Source organism: Bremerella volcania, assembly GCF_007748115.1.
Taxonomy (GTDB): Bacteria; Planctomycetota; Planctomycetia; order Pirellulales; family Pirellulaceae; genus Bremerella; species Bremerella volcania.
Genome location: NZ_CP036289.1, coordinates 2,756,315 through 2,777,067, shown reverse-complemented (window position 1 = coordinate 2,777,067; position 20,753 = coordinate 2,756,315). Strand labels below are relative to the sequence as shown.

Annotated in this window: 17 protein-coding genes; 14 read left to right on the top strand and 3 right to left on the bottom strand. The window is 55.8% G+C overall.

Going from position 1 to position 20,753, the window contains the following annotated elements:
• The first annotated feature begins 13 nt into the window (after positions 1–13).
• From Pan97_RS11390 to Pan97_RS11330, 13 genes are all read left to right on the top strand, one after another.
• Entirely contained in the window at positions 14–499 is a 486-nt protein-coding gene (locus Pan97_RS11390; RefSeq protein ID WP_144972600.1) for a 6-pyruvoyl trahydropterin synthase family protein, read from the top strand.
• A 268-nt stretch (positions 500–767) separates the two neighbouring features.
• Positions 768–1,247, top strand: a complete 480-nt coding sequence (locus Pan97_RS11385) for a chemotaxis protein CheX (protein WP_144972590.1) — start codon at positions 768–770, stop codon at positions 1,245–1,247.
• Between the two features lie 243 nt (positions 1,248–1,490).
• Positions 1,491–2,516: a flagellar motor switch protein FliG gene (gene fliG, locus Pan97_RS11380; protein ID WP_144972588.1), complete on the top strand. Its 1,026-nt coding sequence runs from the start codon at positions 1,491–1,493 to the stop codon at positions 2,514–2,516.
• 911 nt (positions 2,517–3,427) lie between these two features.
• Entirely contained in the window at positions 3,428–4,201 is a 774-nt protein-coding gene (locus tag Pan97_RS11375; RefSeq protein WP_144972586.1) for a 3-ketoacyl-ACP reductase, read from the top strand.
• Positions 4,202–4,318: 117 nt separating this feature from the next.
• Positions 4,319–4,930 (top strand): RNA polymerase sigma factor, encoded by a 612-nt coding sequence (locus tag Pan97_RS11370; RefSeq protein WP_144972584.1) that lies wholly within the window; start codon positions 4,319–4,321, stop codon positions 4,928–4,930.
• Between the two features lie 108 nt (positions 4,931–5,038).
• Positions 5,039–9,511 (top strand): TIGR03067 domain-containing protein, encoded by a 4,473-nt coding sequence (locus Pan97_RS11365; RefSeq protein ID WP_144972582.1) that lies wholly within the window; start codon positions 5,039–5,041, stop codon positions 9,509–9,511.
• A 50-nt stretch (positions 9,512–9,561) separates the two neighbouring features.
• Positions 9,562–10,227 (top strand): hypothetical protein, encoded by a 666-nt coding sequence (locus tag Pan97_RS11360; protein WP_144972580.1) that lies wholly within the window; start codon positions 9,562–9,564, stop codon positions 10,225–10,227.
• Positions 10,228–10,378: 151 nt separating this feature from the next.
• A complete protein-coding gene (locus Pan97_RS11355; RefSeq protein ID WP_144972578.1) occupies positions 10,379–10,939 on the top strand; it encodes a hypothetical protein in 561 nt (186 codons plus the stop codon).
• Positions 10,940–11,280: 341 nt separating this feature from the next.
• Positions 11,281–12,648 (top strand): S1C family serine protease, encoded by a 1,368-nt coding sequence (locus Pan97_RS11350; RefSeq protein WP_196782359.1) that lies wholly within the window; start codon positions 11,281–11,283, stop codon positions 12,646–12,648.
• 198 nt (positions 12,649–12,846) lie between these two features.
• A complete protein-coding gene (gene thiL, locus Pan97_RS11345; RefSeq protein ID WP_144972576.1) occupies positions 12,847–13,764 on the top strand; it encodes a thiamine-phosphate kinase in 918 nt (305 codons plus the stop codon).
• 14 nt (positions 13,765–13,778) lie between these two features.
• Positions 13,779–14,249 carry a tRNA (adenosine(37)-N6)-threonylcarbamoyltransferase complex ATPase subunit type 1 TsaE gene (gene tsaE, locus Pan97_RS11340; RefSeq protein ID WP_144972574.1) on the top strand — a complete coding sequence of 157 codons (471 nt, stop codon included), beginning with the start codon at positions 13,779–13,781 and terminating at the stop codon, positions 14,247–14,249.
• A 147-nt stretch (positions 14,250–14,396) separates the two neighbouring features.
• Complete coding sequence (locus Pan97_RS11335; RefSeq protein WP_144972572.1) at positions 14,397–15,359, top strand: transglutaminase family protein; 963 nt, start codon at positions 14,397–14,399, stop codon at positions 15,357–15,359.
• Positions 15,360–15,373: 14 nt separating this feature from the next.
• Positions 15,374–16,144: an RHS repeat-associated core domain-containing protein gene (locus Pan97_RS11330; RefSeq protein ID WP_196782358.1), complete on the top strand. Its 771-nt coding sequence runs from the start codon at positions 15,374–15,376 to the stop codon at positions 16,142–16,144.
• An 812-nt stretch (positions 16,145–16,956) separates the two neighbouring features.
• Here Pan97_RS11330 and hslU read toward each other — a convergent pair.
• Both hslU and hslV read right to left on the bottom strand, forming a co-directional pair.
• Positions 16,957–18,300, bottom strand: a complete 1,344-nt coding sequence (gene hslU, locus Pan97_RS11325) for an ATP-dependent protease ATPase subunit HslU (RefSeq protein ID WP_144972568.1) — start codon at positions 18,298–18,300, stop codon at positions 16,957–16,959.
• Complete coding sequence (gene hslV / locus Pan97_RS11320) at positions 18,300–18,839, bottom strand: ATP-dependent protease subunit HslV (RefSeq protein ID WP_144972566.1); 540 nt, start codon at positions 18,837–18,839, stop codon at positions 18,300–18,302. Before hslV ends, hslU begins: the two co-directional genes overlap by 1 nt.
• 410 nt (positions 18,840–19,249) lie before the next feature.
• Between hslV and Pan97_RS11315 the strand changes: the two genes are divergently transcribed.
• Entirely contained in the window at positions 19,250–19,816 is a 567-nt protein-coding gene (locus tag Pan97_RS11315; RefSeq protein WP_144972564.1) for a hydrolase, read from the top strand.
• On the opposite strand, the gene Pan97_RS11310 is transcribed toward Pan97_RS11315, so the two are convergent.
• On the bottom strand, positions 19,813–20,751 hold the full coding sequence (locus Pan97_RS11310; RefSeq protein ID WP_144972562.1) for a CHAD domain-containing protein: 939 nt from the start codon (positions 20,749–20,751) through the stop codon (positions 19,813–19,815). The genes Pan97_RS11315 and Pan97_RS11310 overlap by 4 nt on opposite strands.
• Between the last annotated feature and the right edge of the window lie 2 nt (positions 20,752–20,753).

Sequence of the window (20,753 nt, the reverse complement as noted above, 5' to 3'; positions counted from 1 at the left end):
CGGAGCGCCGAAGATGCCCGTTCGTCATTGGGTCAAGCTAACCAAAGATCACCTGGTGTTCAGTGCCGGGCATTTTATTACCTTCGGCGGCAATATCTGCGAGCGGATTCACGGACACAACTACCGCGTGGAAGTCGAACTACATGGCCCGCTGGACGAGAACCACTACGTGGTCGACTTCATCGCGCTGCGCGACTCGCTGCAAGAGATCGTCACCGGGCTCGATCACCGGATGCTTCTTCCCACCCAGCACCCAGCGATCCACGTTACCAGCGACGCCCAGGAAGTCACGGCGACGTTCGAAGATCGTCGGTGGGTCTTTCCCAAACAGGAATGCATTCTACTGGACATCCCCAACACGACCACCGAGCTGTTGGCTCAGTGGATCGGCGAGCAGCTGTTGGCCACCCTCAAAAAAAAGTTGCAGTGGAAACCCGAAGTTTTGCGCGTCGGTGTTGACGAAAATTACGGTCAGTGGGGTTACTGCGAATTCTCGTAGGTGCGGGTGCCTGTCTAATCGGAACGATCCCTACAAGCTGACCGCCGACAGCATGCCCAACGTCCGTCCGGATGGCCCGAAGCGGATCTGGGTTCCCCAAAACGGCAAAAACCATTTGTGCGGCACGAATTTTGGTTTGACCGCCCCCTACCGCGCTCTATTTTTGGGAGTCTTCCGAGCCAGGAAGGCTTCACGCTTGGCGTTGAAGTCGTAGCCGCGTAAGACATCCAGGTCGCTTCAACGTCGTCACCCAGCTATCGGTGTTCCCATGCAGGTCGAATACATCAACCCATTTATCCGCTCCACGCTTGTCACCTTCGACACCATGTTGGGCTGTACGATCAAACGAGACAAGCTGTGCATGGCCGACCAGGTCAGTGACGAGTACGAGATCAGTGGTGTGATCGGCCTTTCGGGTCGATGCCAGGGCTCGGTCGTGGTGAGCCTGTCGCGAGCAGTCGCCATCCAAGGTGCCGCCGCCATGCTGATGATGGAGCCCGGCGAACTGGACGACCTGAACGAAGACGTGATCGACGCCGTCGGCGAAATCGCCAATATGGTTGCCGGCTCGGCCAAAGCCGAACTGGAAGAACTGAACCTCTCGATCAGCCTGCCCAACGTCGTTCTGGGTCACCCTCCCGACATTCGCTTCCCTTCGCAGGTGAAGCCGATCGCCGTGACGTTCGCTTGCCCTTGGGGACCGATGGCCCTGAAAGTTGGCTTCACCCCAGTGCATGCAATGATCTAGTCGATCATTCCCACAGACAGTACTCCCTCGCCCGGCGAGGGAACGATGGGCGACCAGAACCTGAGTTCTCGTCGCCATTGCCATTTCTTGACGCCAGAAACGCTAGCACGCGATTGCCGTGCAAATTTCGCTAATCGTTAAAGTCGAACATGTCGATGAATGAAGATGACCGGTCGTTTTCCCGGGCCATCCCTTGTAACCCTCTCTCCCCTCAGGGGCGAGGGGACAACCTTCAACGCAGCCATGAGCAAACGCGATCCTAGCCAGCACTTCTCGAATCCTTCGCTCCGCAAGGCGGCGATTATTTTGATGTCGTTGCCAGAAGAGGAAGCGGCCAAGCTGATGGGCAAGCTGACGCCCAAGCAGGTCGAACTGGTCTGCATCGAGATCGCCCAACTCGACAATCTCGACGGGAAAGAACAAGAATCGGCCATCCTGGCCTTCGCTGAACAAAACCCCAACCAACTGGGTGGCGGCGGGGGTGGGATCAACCTGGCCAAATCACTGGTCACCAAGGCCCTCGGCAAAAACGCCACCGAAACGCTCGATAACGTTCGCCAGTCGGTCGAGTCGGTTCCCTTCGGCTTTTTGCGGAAGGTCGACAGCCAGAACCTGCTGACCTTTATCGTCGACGAGCACCCCCAGACCATCGCTTTGATTCTTTCGCATCTGCCGGCATCGTACGGGGCAGAGCTGATCGCAGGCCTGCCAGCGGAACGCCAGCTGTCTGTGATCCGCCGTATCGCCAACATGGGTCAAACCAACCCCGAAGTGATCCGCGAGGTCGAACGGGGCCTGGAAGACCGAATGGCCAGCGTGATGAGCCAATCGTTCGAGAACGCCGGCGGTATTCCCAGCGTGGCCGAGATCCTCAACGTCACCGATCGCAGCACCGGCAAGGCCTTGCTGGAAAACCTTTCGCAGGAAGACCCCGACCTGGTCGAAGAAATCCGCCGCTTGATGTTCGTCTTCGACGACATCCAGAAGCTGATGGACAAAGACATCCAGGCCGTTCTCAAGAACGTCGAGACCTCGCAGTGGGCGATGGCCCTCAAAGGCGCCAGCCAAGACCTGCGGGACAAAGTGGTCGGCAACATGTCCAAACGAGCCGGCGAAATGCTGCTGGAAGAAATGGACTTCCTGGGCTCGGTCAAACTATCCGAAGTGGAATCCGTCCAGCAGCAGATCGTGGACATCGTCCGCCGCCTGGAAGACGCCGGGGAAATCCAACTGACGGCCAGCGACGAAGAAGAGATGATGATCCAGTAGGTTGGCTACGAGTTTTCTGGATATCTCCGCAATGTCCAGCGTTTACTATCAGAATCTTGCTGAACAACGCCTTCACTCTCTAAGAGGCCAAGCACTGTTCTAGGGATGTGACCTTCATGCCCCACATGACCAGCATAGATTCCTAGCGATCTACCGATCTCCGCATTCGTTAATCCATTCGACGGAGCAGACTCCAAAACCAAGTAGATCGCAGATTTTAAGTTTGCAATCGCCTGTTGGGCTAATTGATATGCTTCAGAATTCATTGGAATCTCGAAGTAAGTGAATCGTGCGAATCATTACTAAACGTATCAAAACTCGTGTGAGATCGCCAATTGGGCCCCATCCGACCAATTCGCCAATGCTTAGCTACCAAAAAAATTTTCTAAATCGGTCGTGACACGGATCTTGGGATTTCGTATTTACTCCCCCGTCGCTGGTGAATACCGGCGGCGAGGTCACAGGAACGGACATCGGAAGTCCTTTGTCACTTGGTAGTTTGCGGGAATTGCCTGCCCCCCTCCTGGGCTGAAGCTCATACTTGTCAAGGTAAACGGCTACTGGGTCGGCCGTCTTGGCAAGTGCTTCACAGAGGGCTTCCGGTTAGACCTCTGGAGCTTGGGTCATTTGCTCCAGAGGTCGCCTCCACCAACGCGGCGAGCGATTCCAGTCGGAATCCTCGCCGCGTTTTTTTGTGCATCGAAAGAGAGAAGAGGGGAGTGACCACGGATTTCACGGCTGAACACGGATAGGGTGCAGAGCATCGAAGATGCTCGCTTGTTCTTTCTTATCCGTGACCATCCGTGTAATCCGTGGTCAAAACTCTTCCCCCCTCGCGTTGACAGCCTAGAACCTCGTACCTAGCCTGAAGACTGCCTTCCGAGTTCCCTTCTTCCCCTTGAGTAAGCCTCATGTCGAAGCGTGTTGCGATTGTGACGGGTAGTTCCCGTGGTATTGGCCGTGCGATTGCCGAGCAACTGGCCGCCGATGGATACAGCGTCACGGTGAATTACAATTCCAGCCCCGATGCCGCCATGCAGGTCGTTGCCGGTATCGAAAACGCCGGAGGGGAAGCGATCGCCGTGCAGGCCAATGTTTCCTCCGAGCAGGGACGGTCGCAGCTCATTCAAGACACCCTCGCCAAATGGAACCGCCTGGACGTGCTGGTCAACAATGCTGGCATCACCTCGCCAGGGCGGCTCGATATTTTGGAGGCCACCTCCGAGAACTGGGACTTGGTGCTGGGCACCAACTTGAAGGGGCCGTTCTTCCTTACGCAAGACGCCGCCAACCAGATGCTATCGCAGATCGAAGAAGGCACGATCCCAGCCGGCAAGATCATCAACCTGTCGTCTCTTTCCTCGTATGCCAGCAGCCCGAACCGGGCCGATTACTGCATCGCCAAGGCAGGTCTCGCGATGATGACGCAGCTCTTCGCCGATCGTTTGGGGAACGAGCACATCCAGGTCTTCGAGGTCTGCCCCGGCATCATCGCCACCGACATGACCGGCCCGGTGAAAGAGAAATACGACCTGCAGATCGCCGAGGGGCTTACCCCCATCAAACGCTGGGGACAGCCTGAAGACGTCGCCAAGGCCGTCTCCGCCATCTGCGCCGACTACTTCCCCTTCAGCACCGGCCAACGCATCAACGTCGACGGCGGCTTCCACCTCCGCCGATTGTAAACTCTCTCTGGTCCGACTCTCCGTGCGAGGGGAGAGTGTTAAGAGGAGGGGCTGCGCAAGTTGACGCCGTTCCTCTCAGGTCGGATAATCAAGACAAATTGATCTATTCGGCCAGCCATGAACGAAACGTCGCTCAGCCTCCTCCATCGCCTCAGACACGCTTCCGAATCCGATAGCTGGACTCGGCTTGTCGATATGTATGCTCCTTTAATCAGGGCATGGCTGCGAAAATACGACGTGCAAGAGAGCGATGCCGAAGACCTCGTGCAGGAGGTCCTGGTGGCCGTCTCGAAGGATGTCTCCAACTTCGAGCACAAGGGGCAGCCGGGCGCTTTTCGGGCATGGCTCAAGGGGATTCTGGTCAATCGGCTGCGAAACTTCTGGCGAACGCGTGATCGTCGACGCGAGGCGCGCGGTGAATCCGATCTCGACCGAAGACTGGCCGAACTGGAGAGCCCCACCAGCGAGTTGAGCCGCCTCTGGAACGACGAACACGACCGATACGTACTCAAACAGCTCCTGATTCTGGCAAAGCCTCATTTCACTCCGACTACCTGGACAGCGTTCGATCGGGTCGCTCTGAGGGGGGAAAGTCCACGTGATGTGGCCTCCGAAATGCAAATTTCCTTGAATGCCGTCATCACTGCTAAGTCCCGCGTACTGCGAAGGTTACGTCTGGAAGCGGATGGGCTCGTCGATTCCTATTCAGATTTTAAGGTTGAGAGCTGACATGATTGAGCAGGTGCGGTTCTTAACAGGTAGCGACACGTCGCTGGCAGGCACTTGAGTCCGTGCCTGGGCGGACGGGCGCTAAGCACTCAATGACGGAGATTTCCGGTGTCTGAGAAAGCAACCCACCCCAGCCCCGACCTGCTGCACGCTTTCGGACTTGGTCAATTGGCTCCTGACGAAGCGACCATGATCGAAAAGCACATCAGCGAGTGTGAACCGTGCTGCGAAACCATCGCCGATCTGTCAGCCAATGACACGTTCATCGGTCTTCTACAACGCGCTGATCAACAACCTACCGATCAGACCGTGGATCAACACTCGGGGATCGCCGCTCCAGGCTCCGAGGGCATCCCGGCTCCGCTCGCCGAGCATCCTCGCTACGAGATCGTCGGCCTGATCGGTCGAGGCGGCATGGGTGACGTCTACAAGGCGCAGCATCGCAAGATGAAACGCACCGTGGCACTGAAGGTCATCAATCGCAAGTTGTTTCGTCAAGGGGAAGCGGTCAATCGTTTCCATCGCGAAGTGGAGGCCGCCGCGCAGTTGTCGCATCCAAATGTCGTCACCGCGCATGACGCCGACCAAGCCGGCGATTTCCATTTCATGGTGATGGAGTACGTCGATGGCGTGGACCTTTCCCAGGTTGTCCGAGACCGAGGCGTGTTGCCAACGGAAGAAGCGTGCGAATACATCCGCCAGGCAGCCCTTGGTCTGCAGCATGCCTACGAACGGGGAATGGTTCACCGCGACATCAAGCCCCACAACCTGATGGTGACTGCGGATGGCACCGTGAAGATCCTCGACTTCGGCCTGGCTTCTCTTGCACCGGAATCCCTTTCGGATGCCGAGGTTGAAGAAGCCCGCGACGAATTGACGATAGCTGGTTCGATTATGGGGACTCCCGATTTCATCTCGCCTGAGCAAGCGAACAATGCCCATGCTGCCGATATTCGCAGCGACATCTATAGCCTGGGGGCGACTTTCTATTACCTGCTCGCCGGACACTCGCCCATTGCTGGCCGAAGTGTCACCGAGAAGCTCCGGAACCTGGCCGAAAACGAGCCGGAATCGCTTACAATGATTCGCGAAGACATTCCCGCCGACGTGACTGCCGTCGTCGAGAAGATGCTGGCCAAGAACCCAGAGGAGCGTTTTCAGACGCCTGCCGAGGTCGCCGAAGCATTGCTACCGTTTATCGATGGCGGAAATTCAAGCACAGGCAAACCCAGCGCAACCCGAACCAAGTCCCTTCGCAACTTCGCGATCGCCGCGGGTTTACTTGGTCTAATCGCGTCAATTGGCGTTGCCATGATGATGCGTGAATCGGTTGGCGACAAGCTTGCCAAGATGGATCCAGGCGTGACGTCGGTCAGTTACCCACCTGCCGGAAAGGAGTATTTGTTTCTGTACACCGTCGAGGGAGCCGCTCTCGATGGAGAGCCCGCGGCGGTTTGCGATATCGGTGACTGCCGCATTGCGTTATTAGGGCAAGACATCTCGGCTACGCGCGACTACAGCGTTGGCGTAAACGTCGCCGTGGCAGATTCGTTACCGGAAAGTTCAACTCGCGAGCGAGATAGCGACGGCAAGGTCTTCTTTACCAGTAACTCGGCGGACGGAAAAGCCACGTGCAAGTTTCACGGCTTCAAGTTCGACCTGACCGAGAGCATGATTTCCATCGGCAATAGTTGGAGTCACAAATGGAAAGATCCCTCATCGCCGGGGCTGTTGATCCTGGTAGACACGAAAACGAACCGTTTCACCACGCAAGCCATGCGGCCGCGATCTGAGAGAGAGCCCCTTCCCGAAAGATGGATCGCGCCGCCGCCAAGCGAGCCTGAGCCCCGACCAGGCAGTGCGGAGGGTGGTCTTCACTTGTCTCCGCAGTTGCAGGCAGGGCTTCGCCAGTCGGGTCAAAGCGTTACGGACTTCCAGGATCGACTGAAGGCCACCCTCAGCCACGCGGCAGGGATTCCCAACGACCAGTGGGAGAAAACGGGCAAAGGAATGGGTACCGATGCGATTCAAGGCATGCCCCTCTCGAAGTTGCTGATCATGACGGCTCCTGTGGACCGTTCAAACTCAGGCGATGTACCCGCTCCACGAGCCTTCCGCATGCTCACCAGTCGCGTGCCCAAACCGCTGGAGCTTCACAAGGCGATGTCCCCAAGCCAGGTTCACGGCTATGTCTCGGTCATTCAACCGGAGTACGTCCTCAAGATAACGCTCGATGTCGATCCCGAAACGAAGCGATACAAGGGAACCGTCTGGTTTGAGGCTCCCGATCTCTACGCCGGCAAGGTCGATTTTGCTCTGAAGTACGATGCGGGACGCATGGACGTGGTCGAGTTCATACTGCCTGAGCAAGGCACGAAGCTCGTCCGAACCCCAAACGGTCTGTGGACTCGCAGCGGTAGTGAAACAGAAGCCAGTGCGAATAGCAGCAAAAGCCATGAGCATGATCGTAAGCAGCCTGCCCACTTGGTATCGGATCTCGATCGCATCCAAGGAACTTGGCAAGTTACTTATTCGGAAGATAGCGGCAGAATTGCTCCGCAAGAGTTACTCGCGAATCTCCGCTTCATCATTGATGGGCAAACACTCACCACGGAGATCGCTGGACGCAAAAGCGTCTCGACGTACAAACTCGATCCGACGAGCACTCCTAAGATGATTGATCTCACGGAGAACGGTCGCAGCAAGCTTGGCATCTACGACCTCGACGGGGACACACTAAGGATTTGCATCGCTGAAACTGGCAAGCAGCGTCCGGCGGCCTTCGACTCGCAGCCCAACTCGGCAAACGACGTCGTCATCATGCTTAAACGGATTCACCCAGCGGTGGCGGCAGCACCTCTTGCTACCGACGTTCCCAGAGTCACGGATCTCGATCGCATCCAAGGCAATTGGGGTGTGACTTCCCAACTCGTCGATGGAGAGGCCATCGACCGGAATTGGGAAAAGGACGTGATCTACTACATGGTGTCCGGATACGAGGTCGACTTGATCGGCGGATCCGAGATCGATCACGCGAAATTTCGCCTGGATGCGACCAAGAGCCCCAAGACCATTGATATTCGACACGAAGACGGAACGGTCGAACGCGGCATCTATGAAGTCGAGGGAGAGTCACTGGTGATTTGCTCGGCGAAACCCGGAGCCAAGGATCGTCCCACTTCGCTCGAATCAAAGAAAGGTTCCGGAACGACGCTCACCAGATTCGAGCTTCTGGATCCACCTCTTCAGCTCGATAGCCAGCGTATTCAGAAAACCTGGCAGTTGATATCCAGTATCGCTGACGGAGTGAAAGTAGAACAAGACGAGCCCTTATATTTCATCTTCGACGAAGATAGTCTCGTGATCGATGCTGGCACGGAGAAGGAAAGACGTAGCTATCGCCTGGTGGACAGCGACGACGGTCCCCAGAAGATCAATCTCATCTTTTTCGATGGGGATGTGACACGCTGCATCTATGAAATCGAAGGAGACACGATGCGCTTGTGCATCCAAGACATGGAAACCGATGAGCGTCCCACGTCATTCGAGTCTACTTCCGAATCGAAAACGACGCTGATGACTTTCAGAGAGGTTCCGCCGGAGTACTCCGATCATCAGTTAATCCAGGGCACCTGGCAACTCACCGAAAAAATGAATCATGAAGGTCTTGTCGAAGCGTCCAAGTGGAAAACCAATCCGACGACCTATGTATTTCAAGGCAACAAGCTAATCCGGAATGACGGAACGGAAAAGCTGGATACCGACTTCTATCTTGACTATCCCTGGGGTCAAATCATGCTGATCGACGAAGAGTGGAATCTCACCCGGGGCGGGTATGAAATCGAGGGAGATACCCTCCAAATTAGCCTGTCCGATGACGAGTATCTTCCGTCAAGTCCATTGGATAAGACGCCAACTTCCAACACGACGCTTCTGTTCTTCAAGCGAGTTAATCAAGCGGATAAGAGTCACGAACCAATCCAGAAAGAGTCGCAGCCGAAACGAGCCCCCTTAACCCCGCTGCCTGATATGGCGGCCGAAGACCTTGAAGATTTCTCGGTCGAGACGGGTAAATCCGTGCCCGAAGTAAGCAACTTGATTCGGCAGTATTACATTGACAAATACCCCTTGTTCGCAGCGGTCGTCAACAAGAACTCCCATATCTTGCGCACGCCTGCAGATTTTCTGCAAAAAAGAACGCGTAGCGAAATTGGTGATCTGGCGGTCGATTCTCCGGTCTCTGAGTTAATCAATTCCTTGTCCAGCCGTCCGGCGGTCACGTTCTCCGAGGCAACATTACTCTCGCAAGACGAAGCACTCGTGACTCGCGTCAACATATATCAAACGTTCGACAAAACGTGCCGGGTTGTGGTATCGCGGCACCGTCGCCGCTATATGAAACCCGAAGAAACGTATCCGCCTACAAAACCAATTACCCAAGACGAACTTCGCCGACTCCTTGCCGGTGAATCGCCGCAAGAGTCATCGACGCTGGATGAAGAATCGAATGTTTCCACCAAGGAGCCTCATCCATCTCCCGCCCAGGAAGAAGTCGACGCCGAAGCATTGAAAGCGCAATAAACCGAGGGACTATGTTCATCCCCACCAAGTCGCCAACCGAAAGCAAAACGATGAAAACTTATCTTGCCGCACTGATGATGCTCGTCACGCCGCTGGTCACCATGGCGGAAGAAGAGAACGTCCCCTCAATCTCCAGTACGTGCGTCGTTCGATCCCGCCCAGGCGGACGGGATGGTTCGACCGTCGAATATACCTGGACGATCACGGCCAAAGCAGCGAAAGAGAAACGCATCCTCTCCGTCGCCCAAATGCGACGTTCGGTAATCGAGAACCTCGGAGAAGAACCGTGGATACTTGGCTGGGAAAAAGCTTTGTGGTTAGATCCAGGAAGCAGCCGGCAGGAAGAGATCACGCTCGAGATCGATCAAGCTCCCGATGGAGGAGAACGATCCTACTGGTTTGAAGGATTTGTCGTCGAGCGGAACGAAGACATGGCACTTCCTGAAACGGCCAGCATTACCGCCACCACCACGGAAGTGGATAGCGACGATGACGCTGGCCAATTGATTGATATTACGGTTGCCGATGAAAAAGGAAGAGAAATCAGCCAGCACTTCATCTACCTACGCTACGTGAAGACGGAAGACTACGAGGAGTTCGCCAAGGAAGCGGACGTCGACCCCGGCAAGCAGTGGAAAACGACTGTGTGGCAACGATTCATGGACCCCAACGAAGTCAAGCAACTGTTCGGCCGCGTTAAGAATCTCACTAAGTAGGCTGGCATTTGACCCAGTGCATCAAGCACCGGCTGGTAAAGTTTGCCGATTACGCAAAAGATTCCACTCGCAAGCACCGATACTTGAGAGTGTGCTCCTGGATGGTAGGGGTGCGTTCATCAGTGCTATCTGCCAACAGGGTGCTTTGGCAATGCGGTTGGATTGGAAAGTTGCTTTCATCGTGACGCTCGCGCTGCTGCTGGAAAGCGGTTGCGTTTCGATGCGTTACGAAGATATGCAGCTCCCTACCGAAGCCGCTCCCATTGCCTGCGATACCACGTTTGCTGAAGAACAGCCGACGCTAGCAGCTCTGCCAGCGGAGCCGCCATCCATTACGGCAGATGCCTGTCCTCCGGACTTCGTGGCTGGCTTCAACTTCCATCATCGCTGGAAGGCCTGGCTGCACGGCCGCGAGCGTACTCCTTCGGTGCCCCCCGTGATACCGCCTCACTCGAGGTTTCATCCGGTCCCCACGCGTCCTGTCTTCGCTCAACCGGTCATTCACTACGACGACATCCCACGTCCGCTGCCGACCAAGGTAGGCAAGCCGATCCCGGTGCCGCCACCGACCGACATCGAGCCAGACACGCTTGACCAGGAAGCAGGCGTCCCGCAACCGCTGGACGACGAGCTTCGCATCGCGCGCCCTATTTCGCTCGAAGGCCCCGTCCGTCCGATCGCCGACGGCTGGAAAGCGGTCTCTCCCAAGTAACGCGGCGGCAGGCTGCATGCATGGCGGTATGGTTCATGGCGGCCCATTCTCTTCGACGGCTCGCTCGTCCCATTCACCTATGTCGATACGACTTGTTCTGTGCTTGCTGTGAATCTTCGCGTAAACCGCATAGTTAGCGCATGAACGAAGATCTTACTGGCAATTTAGGTTGACTCTACGGCCCAACCCGAGAGGGATGAAGCAACCGAGCCGTCTGTTCCGATGACACCTTTCGGCCCGCTGATCCATCTCTCCGCCAGTCACAAGCAACGATCGGAGCTGCGGTGCTATCAATATGTAGGTACTGAAGACGCTCCGGGTTGCCGAAAGACGAGAGATCTATGCGTTCACCCTCCTTGAATATCCTCGCCGTTCGTCTTTGCTGGCTATTGCTTGCGACAATGGTGTGCTATTCACCGGTCTTCTCCGGCCCATTCGCTCAAGCCACTGAACTCCGCATGACCCCAATCGTCAAAGCGGTTCAAGGGGCCAAAGACGCAATCGTCAACATCCACGGACATAAGACGGTATCCACCGTCAGTGCCGTCGGCGGCGATACGCCCCGTCAAGTCAACGGCATGGGTACCGGCGTGATCATCGATCGCCGCGGCTTCATCGTCACCAACCACCACGTCGTTGACGGCGTCCGACGCATTCAAGTTACATTCAACAATGGCGAAACGCTCATTGCCCGCCTGATCGCTCACGACCTGACGACCGACCTGGCCGTTATTAAGGTCGATGCTTCCAAAGAGCTTCCTTGCATCAATATTGGCAAGTCGACCGACCTGATGCCTGGTGAAACGGTCATTGCAGTCGGCAATGCCTACGGATACGAAAACTCGGTCACTCGCGGCATCATCAGTGCTCTGCACCGTAGCGTTCAGGTCACCGAGAACCAGAAGTACGACGACCTGATTCAAACCGATGCCAGCATCAACCCCGGCAACTCCGGCGGCCCACTGTTGAACATCGACGGTCAGATGATCGGCATCAACGTTGCCGTTCGCGTCGGTGCCCAAGGCATTGGCTTTGCGATTCCTGTCGACAACGTGATGGAAATCGCTTCCCGCATGATGTCGACCGAACGCATGAGCGATCAATCGCACGGCATCCGCGGCAAGACGATGTGGGAAGGGGACACCCCCACCTTCAAGATCACCGGCGTTGAAAAAGACAGCCCAGCGGACGCAGCCGGCCTCCGCATCGGCGACACGCTGACCAAGATCGGCGAGCAAAAGATCGAACGTCAGCTCGACGTCGAACTCGCTTTGCTCAATCGCACGCTCAACGAAGAAGTGACCCTGGAAGTCGACCGTGCTGGCGAAACCGGCAAGCAGTTGGCCATCGTCACCAAGAGCGTCAGCGGAGCGACCAACGTTTCCGACCTGGCCTGGCGAACGATGGGCGTCCGGGTCAAACCGATGCCTGAGAATGACTTCGCTCAGCTTTCCAGCCGATACCGCGGCGGCCTGCAGGTTACCGCCGTGCGAGCTGGCAGCCCCGCCGAACTCGAAGGGATCCAGATCGGCGACATCCTGGTCGGCATGCACGATTGGGAAACGATCTCGTACGAGAACCTCGACTACATCCTGAAAAACAAGTCGGTCACGACCCGCGGTGCGATTCGCTTCTACATCCTGCGAGAACGCGACACCCTCTACGGCGACATCAGCCTGGCCGCCACCCAGCAAATCACGCAGCGATAAGACTGACTTGCTGCGACAAAGGTGACTCGCTGCCACCCTTAGCTGGAAACAAAAATCTTGTCCCCTCGCCCCTCCGGGGAGAGGGTTAGGGTGAGGGGCAAACCAGGTACTCGCTTCCCATCACTTACCTACGACGAGCAGTCCTTCTCGCCTATAATTCACAGGCAAGCCAAGCACCTCCTGTGAAAGTCTCCGCTCGTGGAACAAGCGTTCCTCAAATACCTCGCCGCTCAGAAGCAATCCCTCGCGTCCAATCACATTGGCATCGGTGACGACGCGGCCGTGCTCTCATGGCAGGCCGATCAGAAGCTGGTCGTCTGCACCGATTTGATCTCGGACGAAACCGACTTCCACCTGGCCGACGTCACCCCGCAGCAGATCGGCCGCAAGGCCCTGGCGATCAACCTCAGCGACATCGCTGCAATGGCCTGCGAGCCGGTAGGAGCGTTCCTGACGCTGCTTCTTCCCAATGGGGACGCCTCGCTTGCCCTGGCCAAGGGCATCTACGAGGGAGCCGCACAGCTAGGCCAGACGTACGGCTGCCCTATCCTCGGCGGCGACACGAACACCTGGCCCGGCAAGGTCGCCGTCAGCGTGACCGTGCTGGGTCGCTGCCCTTTCGAGAAACCGCTGCTGCGCGAAGGGGCTCAGCCAGGGGATGCGATTTACGTGACCGGCAGGCTTGGTGGTAGCATCCTGGGAGGTCACATCGACTTCCATCCGCGCGTGCGTGAGGCGATCCGGCTGCGTGAGATTTGCGGTTTGACCGCAGGCATGGACGTCAGCGACGGCATCTCGATCGACCTGCCACGGCTCTGCGAGCGAAGCCATGTCGGGGCCGAGATCGACGTACGCACGCTTCCCATTTCGGACGCGGCCCGGCAAATGAGCCAGTCGACCGGCAAGCCTGCCTGGTGGCATGCGTTGAACGACGGCGAGGACTTCGAGCTTCTCTTCACCGTCCCCTCAGGCGAAGCCAATCGCCTGGAAGCCCAATGGACGGAGTCGACCCCAGTGACAAAAATAGGAACCATTCAATCAGGCACCGAGCTGACCATGCTGGACGCAACAGGCCAGCGACAGCCGCTCAAGCCGGAAGGTTTTTCGCACCAGTAAATTAGCAAGCCGCCATGAGCACCATCACCTGGGAAGCCACCAGCGAAGACGACACCAAGAAGCTCGGAAGCATCCTGGCCGATGCCATCCCGCCAGGGACCGTCGTGGCCCTCAACGGCACGCTGGGCGCCGGTAAGACGCGGCTGGTCAAAGCGATGGCCGATAAGTTGGGCATCCCGGCCGAAGACGTCATCAGCCCCACGTTCGTCATCATGCAGCGATACTTCGGCGGCAAGACGCTCTACCACTTCGACGTCTACCGCATCAAAGACGACGACGAGTTCCTGGAACTAGGCCCCGAAGAATATTTTGACTCCGACGGGATCACGCTCTTGGAATGGGCCGACCGCGTCGAGAACTGCCTGCCGCACGATTATTTGCGGATCGACATCGAAGTGCTGGGGGAGACTTGCAGGCAGTTTACCATTTCTTCAGTGGGGGCGGACTTGGAGAACGTGCCGCTGTTGGTGAAGGATGCCTTGTAGGCTTATCTGAGTTTGATTGATCCTACTTCTTATCGGCAAATACGACCAAATTGGTTGCAATTCCCCCTCCATCCGGTTATCAAAGCGTGTACCAGGGGGCAGTCACTAGCCCTACAGGGGATCTCATCAGGATAATCGACGTATACCATGGACGCTCAAGCTCTTCAGCATGGACTTTCACTGGCCAAGCGAAATCTCAGTTGCGCGGTTGAATTGCCGGGAGCCGAGACGCTTGATATTGATGAGTGCCTTGAAGAACTCGCGGAATGGGCTCATCAAGTCGAAAAATTCACACGGCGATTGATGCCACGCTTCCAGAGCAGCCCGGAACAATTCGAGGAAACAGAAGCTCGCTTTCGCATGCTCTGCCTTACAACGTATTTGCAAAGAGACCTGGGCATCGGCTACGACCAAGCATGGAAAGAGATTCCACTTGAAGACGACGCCCTGTTCGATGACTCACAGCGTCTGTTTTTGCATGGAGTGATTTACGAACGGCGAGGCACCTGCAATTCCCTTCCCGTGCTATTTACCGTTGTTGGACGCTGCCTCGGATATTCTCTCTACTTGGTCAAGTCAATTGGCCATACTTTTGTTCGGTGGGAAGATTGTTCTGACCGTTTCAACATTGAGACAACATCGCCAGGCTTTCGGGCTCTTGATGATCGGCATTACCATCGTTGGCCTAAAGCAATGACCCATCAAGACACTCAAGCAACCTACCTGTTACGCAATATGAATGAAGAACAGGAAAACGCTGCGTTCTTTGCACTGCGCGGCCATTGCCTGACGGATAACCGCCGCTTCACCGACTCACTAGCCAGTTATCAAGAAGCTCAACGCACCGATCCGGACGATCCCAATTACCGTGGACATTCCGCAGTAGCAACGCTCATGGCGTCGATTGAGTCGCGAGCGATGTTCCATGAAATCGATGGTGCGGGAAACTTATTGAACGTCGTTTACCGTCGCCAGGGCAGGAACACAAAGCGTCCTGCAGCGTGGTGGGAAAAGAGATCGTTCCCCCAAGCTCGAAAGCAATACGAATTCATTATGAAATGTTGGGCGGACCGGGATACGGATACCGCATTGGAAGACTTTTATCGTTAACGGAGATCAGTTCCATGTTCGATCCCACCATTGGCCGTTGGATTAGTGAAGACCCGATTGGATTTGAAGCGGCGGATGAAAATTTACAGCGGTATGTTGGAAACAATCCAATCAATTCAACTGATCCAAGCGGCCTTCAAAAGGCTGGAGATCTAGGCCTCGGGGAATTCAGCGAAACGCTGTTCGAAACCACGTACAATGAAGAATTCTGGATATCAATTGGACGTGGCAAGAATATTACGATTCCTGAGGGAGCCGAAAAAGACGAACTATTTGAAAAAGCCTTTGCAAAAAAATACGATTTGGAGGTTGGAGAAATTCTTCTCAGCGACCCAACCACGCACAAGTTCACACCAACTAGCAAACATTACAAAATCCATCAGCGCAAGTTCGGATTTAACGACCGGCTGATGGCACATCTTATTTCATTCGATTTCACTGACATACGGTACGTCTACGAAATTGTGTCTGTCAGGAACAACCCTGCCAACAGTAAAGAAGACATTTGCCGTTACAAGATCATCGATAGATTGGCGCGAGTCAAAACATCCGTGTGGGCTGGCTACATATTTAAAGACAACCAAAAAGGAAGAGGAGAAACAAGGGACCAACTTTTCTTTGACACCCTTGAACCTTTTTCTCAGCCTGAAAAGATCAAAGATCACTATTGGTGGCGTCTTAAACACTACCCGGATCTGCGAATTCTTCCTGGTTATAACGGGAATATCAAATTTGAGAACTTTCAACAGGCATTCCCCTACGTCAAACCTCCATCTAAGAAATAGACGTGGGCTATCGCAGGCTACGTTTTTTAAGACGCTTGAAAAGAGATTGCAGCCTTCACCTATTTCACATCACAATGCCCTTTTTGGTAACCAAAAGGGCATTGCCAATAGGATGCCTTAGTGCAAATTTTGCCCAGAATCAGATTCAAGATTTGGCATGCAATGCTCTGTATCGGAATCATAGCAGCTGCTCTACCTTTCTTGACGAATCACGATCACGTTGAAGACCAGGAAATCATAAATCATTTTATCTCGAATGGGGCGTTTCACCTCCAATGCTCGCTCAATAATGCTGAACAAGTTGAAAGGCTGAATTTCAGCTTGACTGACTTCGATAACGTCTGGTGGCCGCAAATTGAAAAACTAGATTCTCTGCGAGAATTGGAATTGCGTGGCCATGAGATAAATTCTTTCGGGCTCGACCATTTATTGAAATTGCACTTAGATCGACTTGACATTCGCGATACGAACTTAACCTCAGAACAAGTAGAGGACATCCAAGAAAGACTGCCTAATTGCCAGATTAAGTACAGTTATCGTAAATTCACCGATTACCACGAGTATTTCATCTTCCGCCAATCGCTTAGAGCTGAAGAATTGAAATCGACTTCGTTGCCGTAGCCCGTTCTCTCTTCGCAGATCCGATGTTGAAGCGAATCTGCTTTACGGCAAATTCTTCTGAATTGGCAATGGCCCCTCGTTCTGGATACGGGTCAGTTCCTCATGGCTTACCCGCCATTCAGTCGAATTACCACAGCCGACGCGGCTCTTTTCGGCCCTCACCCGACCATGTCGATGATATTTTGCTTCGATTACAAAATAAACCGACTCAAATCCTCATCCTTACTCACATCATCCAGCCGCTGCTTCACGTACGCGGCGTTGATTTCCACCGTGCCGTACTTCATGTCGGGGGCTTCGAAGCTCAGTTCTTCCAGCAGGCGTTCCATGATCGTGTAGAGCCGCCGGGCTCCGATGTTTTGGGTGGTTTGATTGACCTGGAAGGCGTACGAGGCGATCTCTTCCAGGGCGTCGGTCGTAAACCGTACGGCCACTTCCTCGGTCTTCATCAGCTCGACGTATTGCCGGGTGAGAGAGGACTTCGGCTCGGTCAGGATCCGCACGAAATCTTCCTTGGTCAGGTCCGATAGTTCGACGCGAATCGGGAAGCGGCCTTGCAGTTCTGGCATCAGGTCGCTCGGGCTCACTTTATGAAACGCTCCGGCGGCGACGAACATCACGTGATCGGTATTCACGTAGCCATACTTCGTCTGCACCGTGGTTCCTTCCACGATCGGCAGCAGGTCGCGCTGTACGCCTTGGCGGGAAACGTCGGTGCCGCTCTTCCCTTCGCCGGCGACGATCTTGTCGATCTCGTCCAGGAAGATCATCCCCACGTTCTCGGCCAGTTCGATGGCCGCTTCGTAGATCCGTTCTTTATCAAGCAAGGCCTCCGTTTCCTGTTCGATCAGCACCTTGCGGGCTTCGGCCACGGTCATTTCGCGGCGGGTGCTGTTCTTGGGCATGATCTTTTCCAGCATGCCTTGCAGATCCATGTCCATCTGCTCCATGCCCATGCCACCGATCATCACCGGCGTCCCCTTTTGCTCGACCGTTAGTTCGACCGTACGATCTTCCAGCTGGCCGGCCTCCAGCATCTCTTTCATCCGCTGCCGCGAACGCTCGTGCTTCTCTTGTTCGTCCGGTTCGCCAGACGAAAGGGCAGGGCGGGGGGAGATCAACTGGTCGAGCAAACGCCGTTCGGCCCGCTGCCTGGCTTCCCCTTGAACGGCTTCCCGTTCGGTCTCGCGGACGATGCCGATGGCATTATCGACCAGTTCGCGAACCATGCTTTCGACGTCGCGGCCGTAGTAACCCACTTCGGTGAACTTGGTCGCTTCAACCTTAATGAAGGGGGCCCCGGTCAGCTTGGCCAGGCGGCGAGCGATCTCGGTCTTCCCCACGCCGGTCGGGCCGATCATGAGGATATTCTTTGGCGACACTTCCTGTTGAAGCTCGCTCGGCAGGTGCTTGCGGCGCCATCGATTGCGGACCGCGATGGCGACGGCCCGCTTCGCTTCGTTCTGCCCGACGATGTCGGCATCGAGCATTTTCACGATTTCGCGCGGCGTGAGTTCCTGGTTGGCTTTCGACATTAGTCCATCTCCACGCGATGTATTTTGATGTTGTCGTTGGTATAGATATCGATCGCCGCGGCGATCAGCAAACTTTCGCGAACGATCTCTTCGGCCGACAGGTCGCTATGCTTGACCAGGGCCTTGGCCGCCGCGGTCGCGTAGTTGCCGCCTGAGCCAATCCCCAGGATGCCGTCGGTCGGCTGAATGACGTCGCCGGTACCGGAAAGTAGCAGCGTCTGCTGAGCGTCGACCACCACCATCAGCGCTTCCAGGCGGCGCATGGCCCGGTCGGTTCGCCACTGCTTGGCCAGCTCGGTCGCGGCCTTGGGAACATTGCCGGGGAAATCTTTGAGGAACGACTCGAAACGTTCCATCAACGCGAATGCATCGGCGGTCGAACCGGCAAACCCGCACCAGACTTTTCCACCCAAGAGAGGACGGATCTTCGAGGCGTCCGATTTCATCACGCTGGTGTTCATGGTAACTTGGCCATCGCCGCCGATGGCGACTTCATCGTTATGGCGAACGGCCAGAATGGTCGTCGAGCGAATTCGCATGAGGGTATCCTCGCGAGCTTTCTTGTCGATTGCTAGGCTAAAGGTCTAGGCCCTGTATTGTGTCGCAATTTATTGCCATCGGCTAGGAGTAGCCACAGAGGACACCGAGAGCACCGAGGAAAGATGTTTTTAACCACGGATTACACGGATGAACACGGATGAACACGGATAAGAGGAAGGGGCTAAGTCGTGTGCCACTGGCCTCTGGCCAGTGCCTTGGAAGCGGATTCGACGAGACGATCTTCATCAGGGTTCGCACTGGCAGGATGCCAGTGGCACACAAGCCAATCTGCTTCTTATCCGTGTTCATCCGTGTAATCCGTGGTCACTCCCTCTTATCTCTTCCCTCGGTGTCCTCTGTGGCTAAACTTCCCATAACTTAGTTGTTTCCCATTTTGATCGTGCCTTTCATGACTGAACCACTTCCCAATCCGCTGCTGATGACGCCAGAAAACACGTTGCTGCTGGTAATCGACATGCAGGAGAAATTGCTTCCGTCGATTCCCGAGAGCGAGCGTATCGTCTGGAACGCGCGCAGGCTTCTGGATGGGGCCGAGATCCTCGGCATTCCAGCCCTGGGGACCGAGCAGTACCGCAAAGGGTTGGGTGCGACCGTCGAGCCGTTGGCCGCCAAACTGGGCGAGATGCCGGATAAGCTTCATTTCAGCAGCTGCCAGGCGATTGTCGCGAAGCTGGAAGAATTGAACCGACCCAAGATCTTAATCGCCGGCATCGAGGCCCACGTCTGCGTGCAGCAAACGGCGCTCGATTTGCTTTCGTTGGGCTATGACGTCTATCTGGCCGCCGATGCCGTGGGGTCGCGATTTTCGTACGACCAGGAGATCGCCTTGCGGCGGATGGAGTCGACCGGTGTGACGCTGACTACCACCGAGGCCGCGCTGTTTGAATGGTGCCGGGCCGCTGGCACGCCGCAGTTCAAACAGATCAGCCAGCTGGTTCGCGAAGAGAAGCCTTAAGTCGTGGGTGACAGCCCCAGGCCGCCCAGGTAATGATCGAAGTGCTCTTTCAGTTCCTGGGCCCTGGCTTCGGTCCACCAGATCCGAAATGCCTCGGCTTTCTCGTCGAACTGGACACGTTCGTGGTCGGCCATCTGCAACAGAAACGCCGGGAACTTCTTGGTGGCCGTTTCGTTCTGCCAGGCTTGAATCTTTTCGACGGCCGTGTGATGGTCGTTGATCGCGCCCAGCTTCGACTGCACCTCTTCAAACGCAGGGTAGAGTTCTTCGCGGAAGCTATCGGGGAAACCGCATTCGACTAGCTCCATCGCGTAGCGGACCTTCTTCCCTTCGATCCGCATCTGATGCAGCGACTCGGGCGATTCGCTCAGCATGTTCGAAAAGTGAAAGAAGCGTACCACCAGTGGTTCGAGCAAGGTGGGCGCCATCTGCTCGACGGACTCTTCCTCGGCGACTTCGCGCCAACGCGTGCGGAGGATGACCCCTTCGAACTTCTTGGCCAGGTTTTCCGACTTGCCCCACTCCCAGGCCTGGACGACCTTGGGCTGCGCGGCTTTGCGAAGTCCTTTGAGAAACGTCAGCACCTCGGCCTTGTCGTCGTCACCAATGACGAACTTGGCCTTGCGAATCCGCTTCATGAAAACATCCAGATCGCGGGCCTCGCCGCCTGCTTTGCGCAGCTTTTGGGTCGCTTTGCGGACAGCGGTCGAACGCTTCAACGGAAGCAGCGAAGCAAACAGCTGTAAGGCAGCCTGGGTACGGCGCGACCACGTTCGCAGATGATGGACGTACTCGACGTCCTCCTTCCAGCGATTGGCAGCCAGCGGAAGGTACTCGAGCATGCGACTGGAACGCGTGCTGATCGCTTCCTTCGCGACTTCCGATATGGCATGCCCTGGCTCGATCTTGCCGAGCCAATTGGTGTTCTTTCCCATGA

Bases quoted from the DNA above. Each gene is read 5' to 3' on its own strand.
- hslV (WP_144972566.1), bottom strand. From the start codon at position 18,839: ATGCGAATTCGCTCGACGACCATTCTGGCCGTTCGCCATAACGATGAA.
- Pan97_RS11370 (WP_144972584.1), top strand. From the start codon at position 4,319: ATGAACGAAACGTCGCTCAGCCTCCTCCATCGCCTCAGACACGCTTCC.
- Pan97_RS11310 (WP_144972562.1), bottom strand. From the start codon at position 20,751: ATGGGAAAGAACACCAATTGGCTCGGCAAGATCGAGCCAGGGCATGCC.
- tsaE (WP_144972574.1), top strand. From the start codon at position 13,779: ATGAGCACCATCACCTGGGAAGCCACCAGCGAAGACGACACCAAGAAG.
- Pan97_RS11350 (WP_196782359.1), top strand. From the start codon at position 11,281: ATGCGTTCACCCTCCTTGAATATCCTCGCCGTTCGTCTTTGCTGGCTA.
- Pan97_RS11385 (WP_144972590.1), top strand. From the start codon at position 768: ATGCAGGTCGAATACATCAACCCATTTATCCGCTCCACGCTTGTCACC.
- Pan97_RS11360 (WP_144972580.1), top strand. From the start codon at position 9,562: ATGAAAACTTATCTTGCCGCACTGATGATGCTCGTCACGCCGCTGGTC.
- Pan97_RS11375 (WP_144972586.1), top strand. From the start codon at position 3,428: ATGTCGAAGCGTGTTGCGATTGTGACGGGTAGTTCCCGTGGTATTGGC.
- Pan97_RS11355 (WP_144972578.1), top strand. From the start codon at position 10,379: ATGCGGTTGGATTGGAAAGTTGCTTTCATCGTGACGCTCGCGCTGCTG.
- Pan97_RS11315 (WP_144972564.1), top strand. From the start codon at position 19,250: ATGACTGAACCACTTCCCAATCCGCTGCTGATGACGCCAGAAAACACG.
- Pan97_RS11335 (WP_144972572.1), top strand. From the start codon at position 14,397: ATGGACGCTCAAGCTCTTCAGCATGGACTTTCACTGGCCAAGCGAAAT.
- Pan97_RS11390 (WP_144972600.1), top strand. From the start codon at position 14: ATGCCCGTTCGTCATTGGGTCAAGCTAACCAAAGATCACCTGGTGTTC.
- hslU (WP_144972568.1), bottom strand. From the start codon at position 18,300: ATGTCGAAAGCCAACCAGGAACTCACGCCGCGCGAAATCGTGAAAATG.
- Pan97_RS11330 (WP_196782358.1), top strand. From the start codon at position 15,374: ATGTTCGATCCCACCATTGGCCGTTGGATTAGTGAAGACCCGATTGGA.
- fliG (WP_144972588.1), top strand. From the start codon at position 1,491: ATGAGCAAACGCGATCCTAGCCAGCACTTCTCGAATCCTTCGCTCCGC.